Origin of the sequence: Pseudomonas izuensis (assembly GCF_002356535.2) — a bacterium.
GTDB lineage: Bacteria > Pseudomonadota > Gammaproteobacteria > Pseudomonadales > Pseudomonadaceae > Aquipseudomonas > Aquipseudomonas izuensis.
The window spans coordinates 689,613-709,024 of sequence record NZ_AP017423.2; the positions used below are offsets into that span (position 1 = coordinate 689,613).

17 protein-coding genes and 1 pseudogene are annotated in these 19,412 nt (G+C 62.2%); 5 read left to right on the forward strand and 13 right to left on the reverse strand.

All coding sequences use genetic code 11. From position 1 onward, the window contains the following. Positions 1-5 precede the first annotated feature (5 nt). From LAB08_RS03035 to cpaB, 7 genes are read right to left on the reverse strand one after another with little or no spacing between them, the layout of a single operon-like run. On the reverse strand, positions 6-719 hold the full coding sequence (locus LAB08_RS03035; RefSeq protein WP_096513583.1) for a tetratricopeptide repeat protein: 714 nt from the start codon (positions 717-719) through the stop codon (positions 6-8). Between the two features lie 10 nt (positions 720-729). Continuing rightward, a complete protein-coding gene (locus tag LAB08_RS03040) occupies positions 730-1,620 on the reverse strand; it encodes a type II secretion system F family protein (RefSeq protein ID WP_096513582.1) in 891 nt (296 codons plus the stop codon). Then, positions 1,617-2,501 (reverse strand): type II secretion system F family protein, encoded by an 885-nt coding sequence (locus LAB08_RS03045; protein ID WP_096513581.1) that lies wholly within the window; start codon positions 2,499-2,501, stop codon positions 1,617-1,619. The genes LAB08_RS03040 and LAB08_RS03045 overlap by 4 nt, the downstream gene beginning before the upstream one ends. Before the next feature lie 9 nt (positions 2,502-2,510). Further along, on the reverse strand, positions 2,511-3,791 hold the full coding sequence (locus LAB08_RS03050) for a TadA family conjugal transfer-associated ATPase (protein ID WP_096513580.1): 1,281 nt from the start codon (positions 3,789-3,791) through the stop codon (positions 2,511-2,513). Next, entirely contained in the window at positions 3,788-4,978 is a 1,191-nt protein-coding gene (locus LAB08_RS03055; RefSeq protein ID WP_096513579.1) for a CpaE/TadZ family protein, read from the reverse strand. Before LAB08_RS03055 ends, LAB08_RS03050 begins: the two co-directional genes overlap by 4 nt. Beyond that, positions 4,975-6,237, reverse strand: coding sequence for a type II and III secretion system protein family protein (locus LAB08_RS03060; protein ID WP_096513578.1), 1,263 nt, complete (start codon positions 6,235-6,237; stop codon positions 4,975-4,977). Before LAB08_RS03060 ends, LAB08_RS03055 begins: the two co-directional genes overlap by 4 nt. 22 nt (positions 6,238-6,259) lie before the next feature. Then, positions 6,260-7,201: a Flp pilus assembly protein CpaB gene (gene cpaB / locus LAB08_RS03065; protein ID WP_096513577.1), complete on the reverse strand. Its 942-nt coding sequence runs from the start codon at positions 7,199-7,201 to the stop codon at positions 6,260-6,262. A gap of 323 nt (positions 7,202-7,524) precedes the next feature. On the opposite strand from cpaB, the gene LAB08_RS03070 reads away from it, so the two are divergent. Both LAB08_RS03070 and LAB08_RS03075 read left to right on the forward strand, forming a co-directional pair. Beyond that, positions 7,525-7,734 carry a Flp family type IVb pilin gene (locus LAB08_RS03070; RefSeq protein ID WP_096513576.1) on the forward strand — a complete coding sequence of 70 codons (210 nt, stop codon included), beginning with the start codon at positions 7,525-7,527 and terminating at the stop codon, positions 7,732-7,734. A 68-nt stretch (positions 7,735-7,802) separates the two neighbouring features. Then, a complete protein-coding gene (locus tag LAB08_RS03075; RefSeq protein WP_096513575.1) occupies positions 7,803-8,216 on the forward strand; it encodes a response regulator in 414 nt (137 codons plus the stop codon). Positions 8,217-8,341: 125 nt separating this feature from the next. On the opposite strand, the gene LAB08_RS03080 is transcribed toward LAB08_RS03075, so the two are convergent. Both LAB08_RS03080 and LAB08_RS03085 read right to left on the reverse strand, forming a co-directional pair. Beyond that, positions 8,342-9,196 carry a MaoC family dehydratase gene (locus LAB08_RS03080; protein ID WP_096513574.1) on the reverse strand — a complete coding sequence of 285 codons (855 nt, stop codon included), beginning with the start codon at positions 9,194-9,196 and terminating at the stop codon, positions 8,342-8,344. Between the two features lie 3 nt (positions 9,197-9,199). Beyond that, positions 9,200-10,552, reverse strand: coding sequence for a 3-oxoacyl-ACP reductase (locus tag LAB08_RS03085; protein WP_096513573.1), 1,353 nt, complete (start codon positions 10,550-10,552; stop codon positions 9,200-9,202). Positions 10,553-10,790: 238 nt separating this feature from the next. Between LAB08_RS03085 and LAB08_RS03090 the strand changes: the two genes are divergently transcribed. Continuing rightward, a complete protein-coding gene (locus LAB08_RS03090; RefSeq protein WP_096513572.1) occupies positions 10,791-12,068 on the forward strand; it encodes an acetyl-CoA C-acetyltransferase in 1,278 nt (425 codons plus the stop codon). 195 nt (positions 12,069-12,263) lie between these two features. Next, complete coding sequence (locus LAB08_RS03095; protein WP_096513571.1) at positions 12,264-13,055, forward strand: AraC family transcriptional regulator; 792 nt, start codon at positions 12,264-12,266, stop codon at positions 13,053-13,055. 92 nt (positions 13,056-13,147) lie between these two features. Here the strand turns inward: LAB08_RS03095 and LAB08_RS30705 are convergent, their stop codons facing one another. Together LAB08_RS30705 and LAB08_RS30710 are read right to left on the reverse strand one after the other, a co-directional pair. Continuing rightward, a complete protein-coding gene (locus LAB08_RS30705) occupies positions 13,148-13,915 on the reverse strand; it encodes a methyl-accepting chemotaxis protein (RefSeq protein WP_371858212.1) in 768 nt (255 codons plus the stop codon). Between the two features lie 90 nt (positions 13,916-14,005). Then, positions 14,006-15,196 (reverse strand): annotated as a pseudogene (locus tag LAB08_RS30710) (cache domain-containing protein); the annotation flags it as partial. 195 nt (positions 15,197-15,391) lie between these two features. On the opposite strand from LAB08_RS30710, the gene LAB08_RS03105 reads away from it, so the two are divergent. Further along, entirely contained in the window at positions 15,392-16,285 is an 894-nt protein-coding gene (locus LAB08_RS03105) for a PA4780 family RIO1-like protein kinase (RefSeq protein ID WP_096513569.1), read from the forward strand. Positions 16,286-16,448: 163 nt separating this feature from the next. Here LAB08_RS03105 and cueR read toward each other — a convergent pair whose 3' ends face one another. Both cueR and LAB08_RS03115 read right to left on the reverse strand, forming a co-directional pair. Next, the gene (gene cueR / locus LAB08_RS03110) at positions 16,449-16,862 is read right to left on the reverse strand and encodes a Cu(I)-responsive transcriptional regulator (RefSeq protein WP_096513568.1); all 414 of its coding nucleotides are present in this window, start codon (positions 16,860-16,862) and stop codon (positions 16,449-16,451) included. Beyond that, positions 16,859-19,252 (reverse strand): heavy metal translocating P-type ATPase, encoded by a 2,394-nt coding sequence (locus LAB08_RS03115; RefSeq protein ID WP_096513567.1) that lies wholly within the window; start codon positions 19,250-19,252, stop codon positions 16,859-16,861. The genes cueR and LAB08_RS03115 overlap by 4 nt, the downstream gene beginning before the upstream one ends. Positions 19,253-19,412: the final 160 nt, after the last annotated feature.

The window sequence follows — 19,412 nt, forward strand, 5'->3', positions numbered from 1 at the left end:
TCTCCCTATTGAAGCGCCGACGGGGTGACGACGGCGACCTGGGCCGCCATGCTCGGGCCCGGTCTGCCCGGGGTCTTGAGTTTCTCGGCGCGGGCCTGGGCTTCGGTGACCTGCGCGGGGCTCAGGCCGAGGCGGCTGACCAGCTCGGCGGCGCGGCTCCAGTCGTCCTGGTAGATCAGCAGGGTCACCAGATTCACCGCGGCCAATTGATCGCTTTGCTTGAGTTCGATGGCGGTGAGGAACTCGAACCGGGCGTCTTCGACCCGCAGTTGGTTGAGGTACACCACCCCCAGGTCGTTGCGGATTTTTTCATCGGTGGGCGCCAGGCGCGCGGCCCGTAGCAGATGGGCCTGTGCCTGGCCGTTGTCGCCTTTGGCGGCGGCGAGTTGTCCGAGGCCATGTTCGGCTTCGGCGGCCATGCAACTGCCCAGCAGGCTGCGGTACAGCGGCTCGGCTTCTCTGCGGCCCAGCAGTCGATAGACCTTGGCCTTGCGCAGGCGCACGTCGGCCAGGTTGTCCGGAAGGTTTTGCAGGTTGGCCAGGCTGGCGTGCAGTTTGCCGTCCCTGGCCATGTCATCGGCGAGGTTCATGGCCAGTTGTTCATCTGAATTCAATTTGCCGCAACTGGCGGTATGGGTCAGGGTTTCCCAGGGCGTCTGGCCGGTGCTCGCACAACCGCCCAGCAATATCAGGCTCAAACCGGCAATCAATGCTTTCATCAGGTTCCCTCTAGGAAGCAAAGGCTCGTGCCAGGGCCGTGAAGCCCGGGCCGGCCAGTACGATCATCAACGCCGGGAAGAGGAACAGCATCATCACGACGGACATTTTGGCGGACATTTTGGAGATGTATTCCTGCAGGCGCGTGAGGCGCCGGTCGTCGAGCAATTGTTTGAGTGACAGCAGGGATTTCAGTGCGCCGCCACCCTGATGGATCAACTGTTGCAGGATCACGCAGGTGTCGGTGAATTCGTCTACGCCCAGCAAACGGGTGGTCTTGTTCAGTTCTTCGCCCAGCTCCAGGCCGGAATCGACCCGGGCCAGTACCAGGCGCAGTTCATGGGTCAGGTTGGGCAGCAGCTGTTTGCCTTCGATGCTCAAGACCCGCAGCGATTGCTCCACGGCCATGCCCGATTCGAACAGGATGCGCAGTAACGCGATGAACGTTGAGGTCTCGCTGGCCAGTTGTCTTTGCCGACGTTGTGCGGCGGCGGCCAGCAGACGTTTGGGCAACAGGTAGCCGATGCCGGTGGCGAATGCCGGGGCGATCCAGTGATTTTCCACCACAGGGTAAAACAGGCCCTGAATCAGCAGGCTCAAGGCCAGGGCCAGCACCGGTATGCCCACCTGAAATGCGGCGAACAGCGTGCGTTGCCGTGCACTGCGCCAGCCCAGGCGATTGAGCAGGGCCTGGGTTTCATTGTCGAGGTTGACCGTCTGCTGTCCGATGCGGCTGGCGCCCAACGCTTGCAGCCATTGGCTGAAACGGTGGTCGCCAGAGACTTTGCCATCCAGGCGCTGGACGATCTGGCGGGCCCGCCGGCGCTGTTCCAGCAGGCTGCCCAGAAGCAAGAGTGCGGCGCCGAGAAACAGCAGGGCGCTGATCAGCAATGGCATCTTCATAGGCTGCGCAACATGCGCCACAGCGCCAGGCATCCCACCGCCTGCAAACCGAAGGCGGTGGCCAGCATCGTCTGGCCGGAGTGGGTGTCCCACATGGCGAGCAGGTAGGTCGGATTGGAGATCAGGAAGTACCCGGCGAGTGTCACCGGCAACAGTGCCAGGACCACCGCCGTGACCCGGGTTTCCCCCGTCATGGCTTTCAATTGACGAGCGGCTTGCTCGCGTTCGCGAATCACTTTGATCAGGTTTTCCAGCACCTCACTGGCATTGCCGCCGTAGCGGTGGTTGACCTTCAGCCCGAGAGCGAACAAGCGCAGTTCATCTTTTTCATACAGCTCGGCGAAGTCAGAGACGGCGTCCGCCAGGCTGACACCCAACTGCACATTGCGTTGAACCCGGCCCATGGCATTTTTCAACGGGTCCTCGACTGCGTCGATGGCGCCCAGTACGGCATCGGCCAGTGTCCGCCCCGCCTTCAGGCTGCGCACGGCGTGATCGAGCAGGGACGGCAGTTGTTCAATCATGCGCGTGAGCCGGCGCTGATAACGCCAGCCGACATACAGGCGCATCACCAGCGGTGGTATCAACAGCAACAGCAGCGCGCCGACCCAGCCACCCACGGCCAGCCCCATCAGCACTGCCAGGGACCAGAATGCCAGCCATGCGCCCAGCCGTTCGGTGGGCCGTCCGAGACCCGCCCGCAGGAAGGCGCGATCAAGTCCTGTCCACGAGGTTTTCTGCACCACCCGTTGCGGCTGCCCCTGGTTAAGGCGGCCCAGAATCCGCTCGGTGCCGCTCTGGCGCAGCCCGTTGTAGAACAGCCGCACCGATACCCCCAACAGGGTCAGGCAAACGAGGATGAGCAGCAGCGGTTTGAGCATGCGCTGGCCTCAATACGCCGATGGGGAGAGCGCCGACTCGCGGCGCAGTTTGTCGCCGGCGGGGTTGACCGCCTCGCGCATGAAACCGAAGCCGGTACGGCGGTCGAGCCGGAACAGGGTGTTGGTGACGTACACGTCATCGCGCACACCAATGACCTCCACCACTTCACTGACGCAGCGGCGGCCGTCGGGCATGCGCGTCAACTGGATGACTACGTCCAGCGCTGCACAGATCATCTGCCGCAAGGTGCGGTCGGCGATGGTGCGGCCCGTCAGGCCGACCAGGGTTTCCAGGCGCAGCAATGCATCCTGAGCGTTGTTGGCGTGCACGGTGCTCATGGAACCGTCGTGGCCGGTGTTCATGGCGGTGAGCACATCGACCACTTCGACGCCCCGGATCTCGCCAAGAATGATCCGGTCCGGGCGCATCCGCAGGGCGTTGCGAATCAGGTCGCTGGCCTTCACTTCACCATGGCCTTCGGCATTCGGCGGGCGGGTTTCCAGGCGCACGACATGGGGGTGGCCCAGTTGCAATTCGGCGACATCTTCGATGGTCACCAGCCGTTCGTGAGGGTTGATCAACTGACTGAGGATATTGAGCAGCGTGGTTTTGCCGGTGCCGGTGCCGCCACTGATCAGGATGTTGCAACGGCTGCCCACGGCTTGCTGGATGAACTCGAAGACCGCCTGATCGATGGTTTGCATTGCAATCAGGTCGCTGCTTTTGAGCATGTCCTGGCGAAATTTCCGAATCGACAGGCACGGGCCGTCGAGGGCGATCGGTGGAATGATCGCATTGACCCGGCTGCCGTCCGGCAGGCGCGCATCGACCATCGGTGATGATTCATCGAGGCGACGCCCCAGGGGCGCGAGAATGCGCTGCATGACGCGCTCGACGTGGTGGGCGTCGATGAAGCGCAAGTCGCTTTGATGCAGGACGCCATCGCGCTCGACAAAGACCCGGTGCGGACCGTTGACCAGGATTTCGGTCACCGCGGTGTCGCGCAGCAGCACTTCCAAGGGGCCGAAGCCGGTGAGCTCATCGACGATCTCCTCGGCCAGGCGCTCCATTTCATAGCGGGATATCGCCAGGTGCAATCGGGCGATGTATTCGGCCACCTTGTCGATGACGAACTGCGCCAGCACTTGCCGCGAACCTTCCAGCAGGTTTTTGCCGGACTCTTCGATGGCGTCGATGATGTAGCGGTGCAGCACCAGTTTCAGGCCTTCGTGGTCGGTGTTGCCGATCACGGCGCGCTGGGGGGCGCCGAACAGTTTTTCGCCGTTCATTGCGCACCCCTCAAGCGGTTGAACCAGCCGATCCTGGGTTTGGCCAGGCCTTCGGAGCGTTTGGCCAGGCGTTCGCCCAGGGCCCGCAGGCTTTGGGTAAGGCCTTCGCGCGGAGCCAGCTCAAACAGGGTCACGCCCTGGTTCTTGGCGTTGAGTCGCACTTCCGGGCTGTAGGTGAGCGTGGCGATGACCTCCATGCCGAAGCTTTTACCCAGGGTGTCGGAGTCCGGTGCGACGCTGCGCAGGTAACGGTCCACCAGCAGCCTGGCGTGATCGAGCTTCAAGCCTTTTTCACGCCACAGGTTGAGCACCGTCAGGTTGCGCCGGCAGTCGAGCACGTTCTGATCGGTGTACCACAGCAGCTTGTCGCAATGGCTGACGAACGTGCGCAAGGCTTCGCTGTCCGGCTGGCCGGTGAGGTTCACCACGATGTGCTGGAAGTGTTGGCGCAAGGCACTGAGCAGCATGTACAACTCGGCGGCGCTGGTGTGTTCCAGCGGTTCGTCGCTGCTGGCGTAGGCCAGGATGCGCAGCCCCATGTCACAACAGGTGAAGGCGCTGTCGATCAGCGTCGCGTCGAGGCGTCGCACGTGCCGCAACGCATCGCCGAAATGAAACGAACTCTCGAGGCCGAGCAAGGCCAGGCTGTCACCGCGCGGCAATCCGAGGTCAAGCAGCAGCGTGTGCTGACCGCTGTTTTGCACCACTTGCGCCATGTGAGTGGCCAACAGCGCACCGTCGGCATTGCTCTGCACGCCATAGAGCACGGTCAGGCCACCCAGATGCGTGTTCGGTGCCACGGGCGGCAGGCGTTTGCTCAAGCGCCGCACCAGGCCGGCCACTTCACTGGAGCGGGAACCATAGGCCACGAAATCCCGGGCACCGGCGCGCATTGCGTTGAGTACAAGCTGGTTGTCCATGCCATCGCCCAACGCGACGATGGCCAGCATCGGTTTGGCTTCCAGCGCACCTTCGATCAGTGCGCTTTGGGTGACGACGTGTTCACGGTCAAGGCCGACGAACACCAGGCTGGCGAAGGTCACGTCCACCAACGCCAACAATTCGTCGAGGCTGCCGCCGCCGGCACTGACCACCTGGCCCAAAGGAGCAAGGGCACCTTGCAGCCACTCGAGGTCGGTGCTGTTGCGCGTGATCGCGAGGAAGGTCTGGCTCAGGTTCTGACTCATTGCGATAACCCGCTGCGTTTGTCGAAGTCGCCGTTTTCGAGGAAGTACAGGCGATACCAGTTCGGGTCGTAGTTACGCAGTTTTTCACCGGGCAACGACGGTAGCTGCGCGTTGGCCGCCAATGGCTGCACCAGGTGCGGCGTGACGATCATCAACAGCTCCCGTTCTTCGCGGTTGATCGACGAGCTGCGAAAGAACGCGCCAAGGATCGGGATATCACCCAGTCCTGGAAACTTGCTGACTTGCGACGTGTTTTGCGTGCTGATCAAACCGCTGATGACAAAACTCTCGCCATCGGCCAGGGAAATGCTGGTATCGGTGCGGCGAATGGTGAATGCCGGAACGTTGGTGCCGCCGATGGTGACGCCGTTGTTGAAGTCCAGTTCGCTGACCTCCGGCGCCACCTTGAGGGTGATCTGGTCATTACTGATCACGGTCGGTGTCAGGGTCAGGCGGATGCCGAATTCCTTGTATTCGATGGAGTAGCTGTTGCTGTTGGCGCTGGGCACCGGGATCGGGATTTCACCGCCGGCGAGGAAACTGGCGCTCTGTCCGCTGAGTGCGACCAGGCTGGGGCGGGCCAGGGTATAGGCGAAGCCGCTGCTCTCCATGGCATTGATGATGGCCAGGAAATTGCCGCCGCCGGCGACGATGTTGTACATGTCGTTGGCCAGCGGAATGCTGGGCACGGCAATGCGTGGATCGATGTTGCGCAGCGGAAACACGCGAGGTGTCACGGCCGTGTTGGGCACCGTGCCGGGGGAGCCGAACAGGAAGTTCGAGCTCTTGCCGAAAATCGAGGTGCTGGCTTCTTTGAGTTTGGTCCGGCTGACCTCGACGAAGCGGATATCGGTCTGTACTTGCGACGGCAGTAACGGGTCATCGGATGGCAGCCTGGCGTTGCGGGTCATGGCGGCGGTCGCTCGCCCCTGAACAAATACCATGCTCTGGCGCGGCGCAGTGGCGCAGGCGGTCCAGACCATCAGGCTGGTAGCGCCGGGGGCCATGCCGGTGAGCAGCAAGGCCTGGTTGCCGTTGATCCGCACATCGGCGATTTTCGGATCGCCCACCGCCAGGCGGGTGATCGCCACTGGCGATTGCAGTTCCTGTTGCAGGCCTTCGCCGACTTCCAGCACCGCCGGCAACGGACCGAGCGCGGCGCAGTTTCCGGCCGCCGCCGAGACTGAATTGACGGGCATACCGCACAGCAAGGTGGCGCAGATCAAGCCGTTGAGCAGCGGCATAAAACGTCTGTGCATGGGAGAAGCGTCCTTGCTTGATTCAGGGGGTTTGTTGAGTGAGTTCGTTGCCACGGATGATTTCCACCCCCCGCTTATGCGGTGCTGCCACGGCACTGACGGGTTTGGGTGGCGCAGTCATGGCCAATTGGCTGAACTGCAGCAACTGGCGATTGGCATTGTCGAGGCTGGCTGCGGAACCGCTTTCACCCGCCCAATAACGTGACAGGCGTTTCTCATCGGCACTGCGTACTGCCAGGCGCAGGACGCCAGCCTGGGTCGCGAGCATGAGGCGACTCACCAGTTGCTCCGGCACCGCGAGCAGAACGCTACGGGCGCTGGCGCGCAATTGCTCCTGCCTGAGTTTTTCTTCGATGTTGCGGGCGGGGCTCGAGGGCTGGCCATCATTGGTCAAACCCAATTGTTCACCCACCCCGAGAACCCGCAATGCCGGAACCACAAGCTGCGCCGATGGCTGAAGGTTGTTGCTGTCCATGCGCAGAAACAGCAGCACATCGACATAATCCCCCGGCGTCAGTTGGCCACCGGCATTGATCACTTCGTCCACGGCGACCGCGAGGGCGCGCTCATCGGGACGGATCATCCGCGCCAGGCTACTGCCCGCCTCGAAGCTTTCGTCATTGAGCCAGGTGCCGGCGGCCAGGGCGCGCCATGGTGTACGACCAATCGCTTGATCGAGTCGGCTCAGGCTACCGGCCGGTGCGGTACGCAGTTTTTCCAGGGTGACGTCGGCGGCGGTGATGGGTGTGTACGGCGCCACGTCATTGACCAGCACGACCACCGGCTGGCGCGTGGAGTCTTCCACCGTTGCAGGCGCCGGGGCGGGTGCGGCAGGTGCAGTGACAGTAGGTTGAACGATGGGCTCGGCGGCGGGTTGACGGCTCAGCATCAGGCCCCAGTAACCGGCGACAAGGGCGCCCACCAGCAACAACCCGGCAAGGCCCAGGGTGACACGACTGTTCATGACGGCTCTCCCTTTCCTGCTGCTACAAGCACTCGTTCAAACAACGAGAAATATTCGCAATCAGGCAGCTATGAACATGAAATCATTTGGCTATTTGACCGTAGCGCAGGTAGAGCAAAATGCCATTAGCTGACCAAAAATAACTAACGAGCAGGACGGGATAGAAGAAATAACACGGTTTTTTGACGTCAACGAAACGGTTAATACTTTCGTGTTAATGCGTATTTACAGTTGTTGGTCGGGGGAATGCCGACAATGCTGGTGCTGGCATAGGGGAATCATGTTGCGTTTGTGCAACACCCGGGTGCTCCAGGAGATACGTCATGTCTTTTTCCAAGCTGGTTCAGAAGGTCAAATCCGAAATCGCTTTTTACAAAGGTCTGGCCAAGGACACCGAGGGTGCTTCGGGTATCGAGTACGCGATCGTCGCGGGAATGGCGGCGGTGATACTGGCGACGTTCATGTCACCCATTGCCACGGCGGTGAAGGGCATTTTCACCATCATCAAGGATCAACTCGTGCCAGCGCCATGATGGCGGTGGCCCGCTGATTTTTCGCCATGGTTCCAACGTCAGTGCCCAGTCCCACACAGGTGGTGCCCATGATCGCTCCAGCTTCCCCGCGCCAGCAGCTTCTTCTGGTCGATGACGAAGAGGACGCATTGCTTGAGCTGGCGGAGTTGCTGGAGGGGGAAGGGTTCAACTGTTTCACGGCAACCTCGGTCAAGCTGGCATTGCATCATCTGACGCGTCATCCGGATATCGCCCTGGTGATCACCGACTTGCGCATGCCCGAGGAGAGCGGCATGTCGTTGATCAAACGGCTGCGCGAGCACACGTCGCGCCAGCATCTGCCGGTGATTGTGATGTCCGGGCACGCGGACATGGACGATGTCAGTGACATGTTGCGCTTGCAGGTGCTGGATCTGTTTCGCAAACCGATCTATCACGTGCGGTTGCTGGAGACGCTGAACAATCTGTTTCCGCAGCCGCAGGTTTTTCTGGTCAAGGGGTGATCCCTCCATCCCTGTAGGCGCTGGCTTGTCGGGGCGCCGCATCGCAGCGAAGGCGTCCTTGAACCGTGCGCTGACCATTAGAACGCCTTCGCCGGCAAGCCGGCTCCTACAGGTTTTGTCGGGAATCAGGTCACCGGCTGCCAATGCCCCACCATGTGCTCCAGATCCCCGTCCCCGATCAACTGCAGTGCACCACTGGACCCCGCCGCGCTGGCCAGTAACGCCACTTGGCTGGGCAGGCGCACCGGTTTCTTGAACTGCACCGTGATCTCGATGTTCGCCGCCGGCAAATGATCCGCCAGCGCGGCGAGCGTGCGCGCCTTGTTCCACAGTCCGTGGGCGATGGCACAAGGAAATCCGAACAGTCTGGCACTGGCCGCACTGAGGTGAATCGGGTTGTAGTCACCAGAGACCCTGGCGTACTGCCGGCCGATGTCCGAGGGTGCTTTCCACTGGGCAATCTGGGTCAGTGCCAGCGTCGAAGCCAGCGCTTCTTCGACAGGCTCGCCCTCCAGCTTGACGCCGCGACAGAGCATCTGGCTTTCGGCTTCCCACAGCGTCCCCAACTGATCATCCAGGGTCGTCACCAGCTCGAACGTCGCGCCCTTGGCATGAGGTTGCAGGTTCTGCACTTTCACGCCGATCCGCGCCCGATGGAGCCCACCCATGGGGCGTAACACTCGAATGCGATTGCCCAGGTGAATCAACCCCAGCAACGGGAACGGAAACTCCCGGGCGGTGAGTAACTGCATCTGCAAGGCGAAGGCGAGGATGTGGGGGTAGGTCGGTGGCAGCAGGCTGTTGTCGTCGAAACCGCAGACGTTGCGATAGGCCGCCAGCCGCTGCGGTTCGACATCGACCCAGCAGCGCAGTCCCGAGTCGGGTAGGGAGGTGCCGGTGATCTTGCGCCGCGTCGCGGCTTTTGCGTACAACGCCGGCAGGCCGGGTTCGCGTGTGAGCATGTGCCAGTCAGTCGTCATGCTTCAGGCCCCCAGAACACTTTGTCCGCAGACGCGCAGCGCCTGTCCGGTGAAGGCGCCGGTGCCCGGTTGCGCCAGCCACGCCACCGCTTCGGCCACATCCTGCGGCAGGCCACCCTGGCCCAGGGAACTCATGCGCCGCCCGGCCTCGCGCAGACCGAACGGAACGCGCGCGGTCATCTGGGTTTCGATAAAACCGGGGGCCACCGCATTGATGCTGATGCCCCGTGCCTGCAACAACGGCGCCCAGGCTTGCGCCAGGCCGATCAGTCCGGCCTTGCTCGCCGCGTAATTGGTTTGTCCGCGATTGCCGGCGATGCCGCTGATCGAGGCCAGCAGAATCACCCGGCCGTTGTCATGCAGCGTGCCCTTGTCGAGCAGGGCCTTGGTCAGCACCTGCGGGGCATTGAGGTTGACCGCGAGCACCGCGTCCCAGAAATCCGGGGTCATGTTGGCCAGGGTTTTATCCCGGGTGATACCGGCGTTGTGCACCACGATATCGACGCCGTCGGGCAACTGTTCGATCAACTGCGTGGCGGCGCCTTCAGCGCAGATGTCCAGGGTGACGCTGCGCCCGCCGAGGCGCGCGGCCAGGGCTTCGAGATCGTTTTTCGCCGGTGGCACGTCCAGCAGGATGACCTCGGCACCATCGCGGGCCAGGGTTTCGGCAATGGAAGCGCCGATACCCCGTGCGGCACCGGTGACCAGTGCCTTGCGTCCGGCCAACGGGCGGGTCCAGTCCGTCACCTGAGTGGCGCAGGCGTTCAGGCGGACCACTTGCCCGGAGACGAACGCGCTTTTCGGTGAGAGGAAAAACCGCAGCGGGCCTTCGAGTTGGTCTTCGGCACCTTCGCCGACGAGGATCAGTTGCAGGGTGCCGCCGCTGCGCAGTTCCTTGGCCAGCGAACGACTGAAACCTTCCAGGGCACGCTGGGTACTGGCTGCGAAGGGGGCGCTCAAGGTCTGCGGGTCACGTCCCAGGATCACCAGATGCGCGCAATGATCGAGGTTTTTCATCAGGGGCTGGAAGAACTCGCGCAGTTGTTTGAGCTGGTCGGTCTGCACCAGGTCGCTGGCGTCGAACACCACCGCTTTGAGTTTCGGGCCGTGGCCGGGGATCCATGCCGTGGCCATCGAAGGGTCGGTGCCGTAGCTGTAGATCGCGTCGGTCAGGCGGTTGGCGAACGCGCTGACTTTCTCCGCCAACGGCCCGCCACCGATCAGCAACGCACCCTCGACCGGACGCAGGCGGCCGGCCTGCCAGCGTTCCAGGCGCACCGGCGAAGGCAGGCCGATGGCCCCGACAAGGCGATGGCCGATAGACGAATTGGCGAAGTCGATATAGCGGTCAGACATGGAACGCGCTCCGGTAGCTGGGATACAAAGTGTGGACCATCAATGGCGATCGGTCGTTCGATCCGCGAGATAAGGCCTACGCTCAGGTTATGGCAACGCAATCCCTGTAGGAGCAAAGCTTGCTCGCGATGATGGTGTGTCAGTTGACATGAATGTAGCTGACCCACCGTCATCGCGAGCAAGCTTTGCTCCTACAAGGGATTGGCTCAACTTTCGGGTATTTCATCAGGAGCTTTTCATGACTCAACTGCGTCGTGTCGCGATCATCGGCGGTAACCGCATCCCCTTCGCCCGCTCCAATGGACCGTACGCAACCGCCAGTAACCAGGCCATGCTCACCGCCGCGCTTGAAGGTCTGATCGAGCGTTACAACCTGCATGGCCTGCGCATCGGCGAGGTGGTCGCCGGGGCGGTGCTCAAGCTGTCACGGGACATGAACCTGACCCGCGAGTGCGTGCTCGGTTCGCGGCTCTCGCCCTCGACACCCGCCTATGACATTCAGCAAGCCTGCGGCACCGGGCTGGAAGCGGCACTGCTGGTGGCGAACAAGATTGCCCTGGGCCAGATCGAGTGTGGCATTGCCGGTGGCGTCGACACCACCTCCGATGCGCCGATCAGTGTCAGCGAAGGGTTGCGCAAGATTCTGCTACAAGCCAACCGCGCGAAGAGTACCGGCGACAAACTCAAAACCTTCCTGCAATTGCGCCTCCGTCACCTGGTCCCCGAGTTCCCGCGCAACGGCGAGCCGCGCACCGGTTTATCCATGGGGCAGCATTGCGAGTTGATGGCGCAGACCTGGAGCATTTCCCGTGAAGCACAGGATCAACTGGCCCTGGAGAGTCATCAGAAATTGGCCGCGTCCTATGCCGAGGGCTGGCACAACGATTTGATCACACCCTACCTGGGCCTCACCCGCGACAACAACCTGCGCCCGGACTCGACACTGGAAAAGCTCGCCGCCCTCAAACCGGCCTACGAGAAAAGCGCCAAGGGCACCCTGACTGCGGGCAACTCCACGCCGCTGACCGATGGCGCGTCGTTGGTACTGCTGGGCAGTGAGGCGTGGGCGAAGGAGCGTGGCCTGCCGATTCTCGCTTACCTGCGTGATGGCGAGGCGGCAGCGGTGGATTTCGTCAACGGAGCCGAAGGTTTGTTGATGGCTCCGGTGTATGCGGTGCCGCGTCTGTTGGCCCGCAATGGCCTGACCCTGCAGGACTTCGATTATTACGAAATCCACGAAGCCTTCGCCGCGCAAGTGCTGTGCACGTTGAAGGCCTGGGAGGATGCGGACTACTGCAAAACCCGCCTCGGGCTCGATGCACCGTTGGGCTCGATCGATCGCAGCCGACTCAACGTCAAAGGCAGCTCGCTGGCGGCGGGGCATCCGTTTGCCGCCACGGGCGGGCGGATTGTTGCCAATCTGGCGAAGCTACTGGATGCGGCGGGGAAAGGGCGGGGACTTGTCTCAATCTGCGCGGCGGGGGGGCAGGGGGTGACCGCCATCATCGAACGTTGATTGCTCGATATGAAATGAAACCCTGTGGGAGCGAGCCTGCTCGCGAAAGCGGTGGGTCAGCCAACATCATTGTCGACTGACACTCCGTCTTCGCGAGCAGGCTCGCTCCCACAGGGGGGAACTGTCGGTGTTGAATAGATTTGTGACATGGCTTAGCGTCGCCCCATCAGCCGTCCCGCAACACAAGGCCCGTCAATGCCGACCAACGGACAAGTGTCACTCGAACGCAGCATCCCGCCACTCACTGCACTACCGCGCCCTCTGTATGCACGGGTGGAGAGCCTCAACGCCGGTTCGTGGACGCCGTCCCATCGCCACGATTGGGTGCAGTTTTCCTACGCCATCAGCGGCGTTCTCGGCGTGCACACCGCCGAAGGCAGTTTCTTCGCGCCGCCGCAGTGGGGCATCTGGATTCCGGCGGATCTTGAGCACCAGGTGGTGACCTCGATGCGCGCCGAAATGCGCAGCCTGTATGTGCGCCGCGAGGATTGCCAGTGGGCGGACGGGCGCTGTCGGGTGTTGGAAGTGACGCCGCTGGCCCGGGAGCTGATCAAGAGTTTCTGCCTGCTGCCCGTGGAGTATCCACAGGGCGATAGCCCGGAAGCACGACTGGTGAGTGTGTTGCTGGATCAACTGGCAGCGTTGCCGGAAGTCGGGTTCTCCTTGCCGTTACCCCGCCATGAGCGGTTGTTGGGGTTGTGCAACGAGTTGATCGAAAATCCGGAGCGCAATGTGACTCTGCAGGCGTGGGCAGAGCGTTTGGGCACGTCGGAAAAAACCCTGATGCGCCTGTTTCAGCGCGAAACCGGGTTGAGCTTTCGCGGCTGGCGCCAGCGCATGCGGTTGCTGTCGTCGCTGAGTTTGCTGGAGGAGGGAGACAGCGTGACCAATGCCGCGCTGGCCTGCGGGTATGACTCGACGTCGGCGTTTATTGCGGCGTTCAAGAGTCTGTTCGGGTTTACCCCGGGGGAGTTGTTTCGGCAGTGACGGCCCCATCGCTGGCAAGCCAGCTCCCACAAGGACAATGCGGACCCTGTGGGAGCGGGCTTGCCCGCGATTGGCCGCAAAGCGGCCCCTGATCAGGTCCGGAAGCGGCGCACCAACCCATCCAGCTCATTCGACAGCCCGGCCAGGCTCTGGGAGTCCAGGCGTGCCGAGTTCGCCAGTTCGGCCACCAGTTGCGCGTCGCCGTGAATCTGGCTGATGTGCCGGTTGATGTCTTCGGCCACCTGGTGCTGTTGTTCCGCCGCCGTGGCGATCTGGGTGTTCATGTCGCGAATCACGTCCACCGACTCGCGAATCTGCCCGAAGCTACTGCGTGCTTCGCCGATGCGCGTCACCGACTGCTGCGATACCTCCAGGCTGGCATGCATTTGCTGCGTTACCTGGCTGGTGCGTTTGGCCAGGTTGCCCAGCAGCCCGTCGATTTCCGCCGTGGAGTCGGCCGTACGCTTGGCCAGCGCCCGAACTTCATCCGCCACCACCGCAAAACCACGACCTTGCTCACCGGCCCGCGCCGCTTCGATGGCGGCGTTCAGCGCCAACAGGTTGGTCTGTTCGGCGATCGAGCGAATGGTGCCGAGGATCGACTGAATGTCATTGCTGTCGCGCTCCAGTTGTTGCATCGACTGGGCCGACTGTTCGATTTCCTGGCTCAGGCGATCCACGCTGCTCACGGCGGCATCGATCTGTTGCTGGCCTTCGCGGGCCTGACGCTGGCCGCTGTCGGCAGACTCGGCGGCCTGGCTGCACGAGCGCGCCACTTCGTTGGCGGTAGCGACCATTTCGTGGAACGCCGTGGACACCATGTCCACCGCTTCACGCTGGCGCCCGGCGGCTTCCGCCATGTCGCTGGAGACCTGGGTCGAGCTTTTGGACGTGGCCAGAATCTTGCTCGCGGCACCGCCGATGTTCTGGATCAGGTTGCGAATCGCGGCCAGGAATTGGTTGAACCAGTTGGCCAGTTGCGCGGTTTCGTCGTTGCCACGGATTTGCAGGTTCTTGGTCAGGTCGCCTTCACCTTGGGCAATGCCTTCCAGACCATCGGCCACGCTGCGGATCGGACGCACGATGACACTGGCGAAACTGGCGCCGACGATGGCGAAGACCACTGCCAGTACGGCGGCGATGATCGCGATCAACCAGGTCAGCTGGGTCGCGGTGCTCATCACGTCGCTTTGCTTGATCAGGCCGATGAAGGTCCAGCCCAATTGCTCGGACGGCCAGACGTTGGCCATGTAGCGCTCGCCATTGAGTTCCACTTCAACCAGGCCTTTGCCGGCCTTGGCCAGTTGCGCATAACCCTCGCCGAGGCTGCCCAGGGCCTTGAAGTTGTGTTCCGGTTGCTTCGGGTCGACCAGTACGGTGCCGGAGTTTTCCAGCAGCATCAGGTAGCCGGTTTCGCCGAGCTTGATCTGTTTGACCAGTTCGGTGAGCTGTTTGAGCGACACGTCGATGCTGACCACGCCGCCGTTGGTGCCCAGCTTGTTGTCGATGGTGCGTACGGTGCTGACGTAGGACGTATCGTTTTCGGCCCAGTAATAGGCCTCGGTACGGAACGGCTTGCCTGGTTTGGCCTGGGCTGCCTTGTACCAAGGGCGCTGACGCGGGTCGTAGTTGGCCAGCTTGGCATCGTCCGGCCACGACACGTAACCGCCGGCGGCGGTGCCGAGGATGGCGTAGGCGTAGGAAGGATGGGCGTTGCCCAGCTCCTGCAGGAAGGCGAAGACTTTCTTGTCCATCTCGCCCTGGGGAATGCTGGCGGCGTTGGCGTCCATGTAAGTCTTGAGGCTGTCATCGGAGTTCTTGATAACCGATTGCCTGGCCAGGTATTCGACGTTCTGGCTGATGCCGTCGAAGAACAGTTGCATGGCATTACTGACCTGACGGATTTCGCGACCGCTGTTGTCGACGAATTCGTCCTTGGCATCACTGCGCAAGTTCAGCACTACGAGGGTGGCGACCAGCACCACGGGCAGGCAGGCGATGATTGCAAACGCCCAGGTCAACTTCTGTTTGATGTTCATCCGCGCTCCAGATTTTCTTGTAGGCCCACGCAGTGCAGATGACTCGCGGTTTATTGGCAGCCGTAAACGTTCTTGATCAACCCGGATCCGTGAGTGCGGCATCGTTATTGTTATGGAAACGATTGTCGGACAAATCAGTTTGTCACTCAGGGCTTCGGCTGTTGCCTCCGGAAATTGAGGGTTGATGTGAAAAATCCTGCGAACGGTACGTCGGCACCCCCTCCCCCGAATGGATGGATTGCCGTATAACGAATGACTTTCGCGTGTTTGGTAATAAAGGACCCACAATAAAAGCTGATGAAGACTCCAAAACGCATTGAACCCCTGATCGAGGACGGTCTGGTCGACGAAGTGCTGCGCCCACTCATGAGTGGTAAAGAAGCAGCTGTTTATGTGGTGCGCTGCGGTAACCAGTTACGTTGCGCGAAGGTCTACAAGGAGGCGAACAAACGCAGTTTTCGTCAGGCGGCCGAGTATCAGGAAGGCCGCAAGGTACGCAACAGCCGTCAGGCCCGGGCCATGGCCAAGGGTTCCAAGTTTGGCCGCAAGGAAACCGAAGACGCCTGGCAGAACGCCGAAGTGGCTGCGCTGTTTCGCCTGGCCAATGCCGGTGTGCGAGTGCCCAAGCCGTATGACTTCCTCGAAGGCGTGCTGCTGATGGAGTTGGTGGCCGATGAGTACGGTGATGCCGCGCCGCGTCTGAACGACGTGGTCCTGGAGCCGGATCAGGCGCGCGAGTACCACGCGTACCTGATTTCGCAGATCGTGCTGATGTTGTGTACCGGCCTGGTGCACGGCGACCTGTCCGAGTTCAACGTTTTGCTGACTCCGACCGGCCCGGTGATCATCGACTTGCCGCAAGCGGTGGACGCGGCGGGTAATAACCACGCGTTCAGCATGCTGGAGCGGGACGTGGGCAACATGGCGTCCTACTTCGGGCGTTTTGCGCCGGAGTTGAAAAAGACCCGGTATGCCAAGGAAATGTGGGCCTTGTACGAGGCCGGTACGTTGCACCCGGCCAGCGTCCTGACTGGCGAATTCGACGAACCGGAAGAGTTGGCCGATGTCGGCGGCATCATGCGCGAGATCGAGGCCGCGCGCCTGGATGAAGAACGCAAGCAAGCGGCCCGCGCCGCGGACGATGCGCCACCGGGCAAAACCGAAGAGCCGCCTCCGCCGTGGATGCAGTGATCGGTTGAACGAAAAAACCGGCTTCGGCCGGTTTTTTTGTGCCCGACACCTGCACCCTGTAGGAGCGAGCCTGCTCGCGAAAGCGGTGTGTCAGTAACTCGAGATGTTGAATGTGCTGGCCTCATCGCGAGCAGGCTCGCTCCCACAAGGGTTAGTTTTTCAATCAGGCACGCACCGGTTCAGCGCAACACCCCGATTCCAGCTCCTTGAGAATCGGACAATCAGGCCGGTGATCCCCCTGACAATGCTCCACCAGGTCCTGCAAGGTATCGCGCAATTGGCCCAGCTCGCGGATTTTCTGGTTCAGCTCGTCGATGTGCTGGCGGGCCAAGGCTTTCACATCGGCGCTGGCACGCTGGCGGTCTTGCCAGAGGGTCAGCAGTTTGCCGACCTCCTCCAGGGAAAACCCCAGGTCCCGGGAACGCTTGATGAAGGCCAGGGTGTGCAGGTCCTCATCGCCATACACCCGGTAACCGCTGTCAGTGCGATGAGCCGCCTGGAGCAGGCCGATCGACTCGTAATAACGGATCATCTTCGCGCTCAGGCCGCTGTGGCGAGCCGCTTGGCCGATGTTCATCGATTGTCCTCCAGATCCGTGGGTTTCCAGGTTTTCAACAGTAGCGCATTGCTCACCACGCTGACGCTCGACAACGCCATGGCCGCGCCGGCCAGCACCGGGTTGAGAAAGCCGAAGGCCGCCAGGGGAATGCCGATCAGGTTATAGACGAAGGCCCAGAACAGGTTTTGCCGGATCTTCGCGTAGGTCTTGCGGCTGATCTCCAGCGCCGCCGGCACCAGGCGCGGATCGCCGCGCATCAGGGTAATCCCGGCAGCGTGCATGGCCACGTCGGTGCCGCCGCCCATGGCGATGCCGATGTCGGCGGCGGCCAGTGCCGGCGCATCATTGATACCGTCACCGACCATCGCCACCACACCGGTTTTCTTCAGGGCCGCGACCTCGGCGGCTTTGTCCGCCGGCAGCACTTCAGCGTGCACGTTGGTGATGCCCAGCGCATCGGCAACCACTTTGGCGCTGCCACGATTGTCGCCGGTCAACAGGTGACTGCTGATGTTTCGTGCCTTGAGTTGTTGCACCGCGTGCTGAGCGCCGGGCTTGAGCGTGTCGCCGAAAGCGAACAGCCCCAGGACTCGGAGCCGCGGCTGTTGCTCGATCAGCCAGGACAGGGTCCGCCCTTCGGTCTCCCACGCGGTGGCCACGCCGGCCAAATCGCCTGCGCTCAAACCGCTTTCTTCCAGTAGACGCCGATTGCCCAAGGCTAACCGTCGCCCATCGAGGCTACCGGCTATGCCGCGTCCGGTCAGGGACTGGCTGTCGTTGACATCGGCCACGATCAGGCCGCGTTGCGCGCATTCGTCCAGCACCGCCTTGGCCAGTGGATGCTCACTGCCGCGTTGCAGGGCACCGGCCACTTGCAACAGGCTGGCTTCGTCACCGTCGACGGCACTTAAGTGGGCGATACGTGGGGTGCCCGAGGTGAGGGTGCCGGTCTTGTCGAACACCACCGAACTGACTTCATGGGCACGTTCCAGCGCTTCGGCGTCCTTGATCAGAATGCCGTAGCGCGCCGCCACCCCGGTGCCGGCCATGATCGCCGTCGGTGTGGCCAACCCCAGCGCGCATGGGCATGCGATCACCAGGACCGCGACGGCATTGATCAGCGCGGTTTCCAGGGGCGCGCCGTACAACCACCAGCCGATCAAGGTGGCCAGGGCCAGCAACAGAACCACCGGCACGAATACCTGGCTGACTTTATCCACCAGCTTCTGAATGGGTGCCTTGGCCGCCTGAGCGTCTTCAACCAGGCGAATAATCCGGGCCAGTACGGTTTCCGCGCCGAGTGCCTGAGTGCGAACCAGCAATCGACCTTCACCATTGATCGCGCCGCCCGTGACGTGATCGCCAGGTTGCTTGGGCACTGGCAGGCTTTCGCCGCTGATCAATGCTTCGTCGGCATGGCTCTGGCCGTCGACCACTTCACCGTCCACCGGGAAGCGTTCGCCGGGTTTGACCAGCACCAGATCATTGAGGCGCAGGTCGCTGATCGCGACGTCCTGCTCATGTCCGTCTATCACCTGAATCGCCCGCTCCGGGCGCAACGCCTCAAGGGCGCGAATGGCGCTGGCGGTCTGGCGCTTGGCGCGGCTTTCAAGGTATTTGCCCAACAGCACCAGGGCGATCACCACGGCCGAGGCTTCGAAATACAGGTGCGGCATGCGCCCGTCGGCGGTGGCCCATTCATAGACACTCAAGCCATACCCGGCGCTGGTACCCAGGGCGACCAGCAAGTCCATGTTGCCGGCACCGGCGCGCACGGCTTTCCATGCAGCGACGTAAAACCGCGCGCCGAAGATGAACTGCACCGGCGTGGCCAACACGAATTGCGCCCAGGCCGGGAGCATCCAGTGCACGCCGAACGGTTGCAACAACATCGGCAGCACCAGCGGCAAGGCGAGGACGATGGCCGCGATCAAGGCCCAGCGTTCGCGGTGCAGGCGGGTCTGTTGGGTATCGGTGGCCGGATGTTCGGCTTCCCGGACGCTGGCGGTATAACCGGCCTTGGTCACGGCGGCGATCAGGGTTTGCGCATCGACCTGCCCGAGCAGGTCCAGATGGGCGCGTTCGTTGGCCAGGTTCACACTGACGCTCCTTACCCCAGGCACTTTGTTCAGTGCCCGCTCGACGCGGCCGACGCAGGAAGCGCAGGTCATGCCGTCGATGCTCAATTCCAGGCTCTGCTGCGGCACGCTGTAACCGGCGTTTTCCACGGCTTCCATCAAGGCCGGAAGACTGCCCATTGGCGCTTGAACCCGCGCCTGCTCGGTGGCCAGGTTGACACTGACGGCGCTGGCGCCGATGACGTTGCTCAAGGCTCGCTCGACACGTCCGGCGCAACTGGCGCAGGTCATGCCGGCAATCGGCAGATCGAAAGTGGTGGATTCGGACATGGGGCACGCTCCCTGTAGAAGATGTCTACAGGATCAACCTTGCCATGTTGGCAAGGTCAAGCGCCAATCCGCAAATTGCCGCCGTTCCCCTGTGGGAGCGAGCCTGCTCGCGAAAGCGGTCGTCCTATCAACATCATCGTTTACTGACACGCCTCCTTCG

Coding starts and splice junctions, on each gene's coding strand:
- LAB08_RS03035 (WP_096513583.1), bottom strand. CDS start 719: ATGAAAGCATTGATTGCCGGTTTGAGCCTGATATTGCTGGGCGGTTGT.
- LAB08_RS03040 (WP_096513582.1), bottom strand. CDS start 1,620: ATGAAGATGCCATTGCTGATCAGCGCCCTGCTGTTTCTCGGCGCCGCA.
- LAB08_RS03045 (WP_096513581.1), bottom strand. CDS start 2,501: ATGCTCAAACCGCTGCTGCTCATCCTCGTTTGCCTGACCCTGTTGGGG.
- LAB08_RS03050 (WP_096513580.1), bottom strand. CDS start 3,791: ATGAACGGCGAAAAACTGTTCGGCGCCCCCCAGCGCGCCGTGATCGGC.
- LAB08_RS03055 (WP_096513579.1), bottom strand. CDS start 4,978: ATGAGTCAGAACCTGAGCCAGACCTTCCTCGCGATCACGCGCAACAGC.
- LAB08_RS03060 (WP_096513578.1), bottom strand. CDS start 6,237: ATGCACAGACGTTTTATGCCGCTGCTCAACGGCTTGATCTGCGCCACC.
- cpaB (WP_096513577.1), bottom strand. CDS start 7,201: ATGAACAGTCGTGTCACCCTGGGCCTTGCCGGGTTGTTGCTGGTGGGC.
- LAB08_RS03070 (WP_096513576.1), top strand. CDS start 7,525: ATGTCTTTTTCCAAGCTGGTTCAGAAGGTCAAATCCGAAATCGCTTTT.
- LAB08_RS03075 (WP_096513575.1), top strand. CDS start 7,803: ATGATCGCTCCAGCTTCCCCGCGCCAGCAGCTTCTTCTGGTCGATGAC.
- LAB08_RS03080 (WP_096513574.1), bottom strand. CDS start 9,196: ATGACGACTGACTGGCACATGCTCACACGCGAACCCGGCCTGCCGGCG.
- LAB08_RS03085 (WP_096513573.1), bottom strand. CDS start 10,552: ATGTCTGACCGCTATATCGACTTCGCCAATTCGTCTATCGGCCATCGC.
- LAB08_RS03090 (WP_096513572.1), top strand. CDS start 10,791: ATGACTCAACTGCGTCGTGTCGCGATCATCGGCGGTAACCGCATCCCC.
- LAB08_RS03095 (WP_096513571.1), top strand. CDS start 12,264: ATGCCGACCAACGGACAAGTGTCACTCGAACGCAGCATCCCGCCACTC.
- LAB08_RS30705 (WP_371858212.1), bottom strand. CDS start 13,915: ATGGCGGAAGCCGCCGGGCGCCAGCGTGAAGCGGTGGACATGGTGTCC.
- LAB08_RS03105 (WP_096513569.1), top strand. CDS start 15,392: ATGAAGACTCCAAAACGCATTGAACCCCTGATCGAGGACGGTCTGGTC.
- cueR (WP_096513568.1), bottom strand. CDS start 16,862: ATGAACATCGGCCAAGCGGCTCGCCACAGCGGCCTGAGCGCGAAGATG.
- LAB08_RS03115 (WP_096513567.1), bottom strand. CDS start 19,252: ATGTCCGAATCCACCACTTTCGATCTGCCGATTGCCGGCATGACCTGC.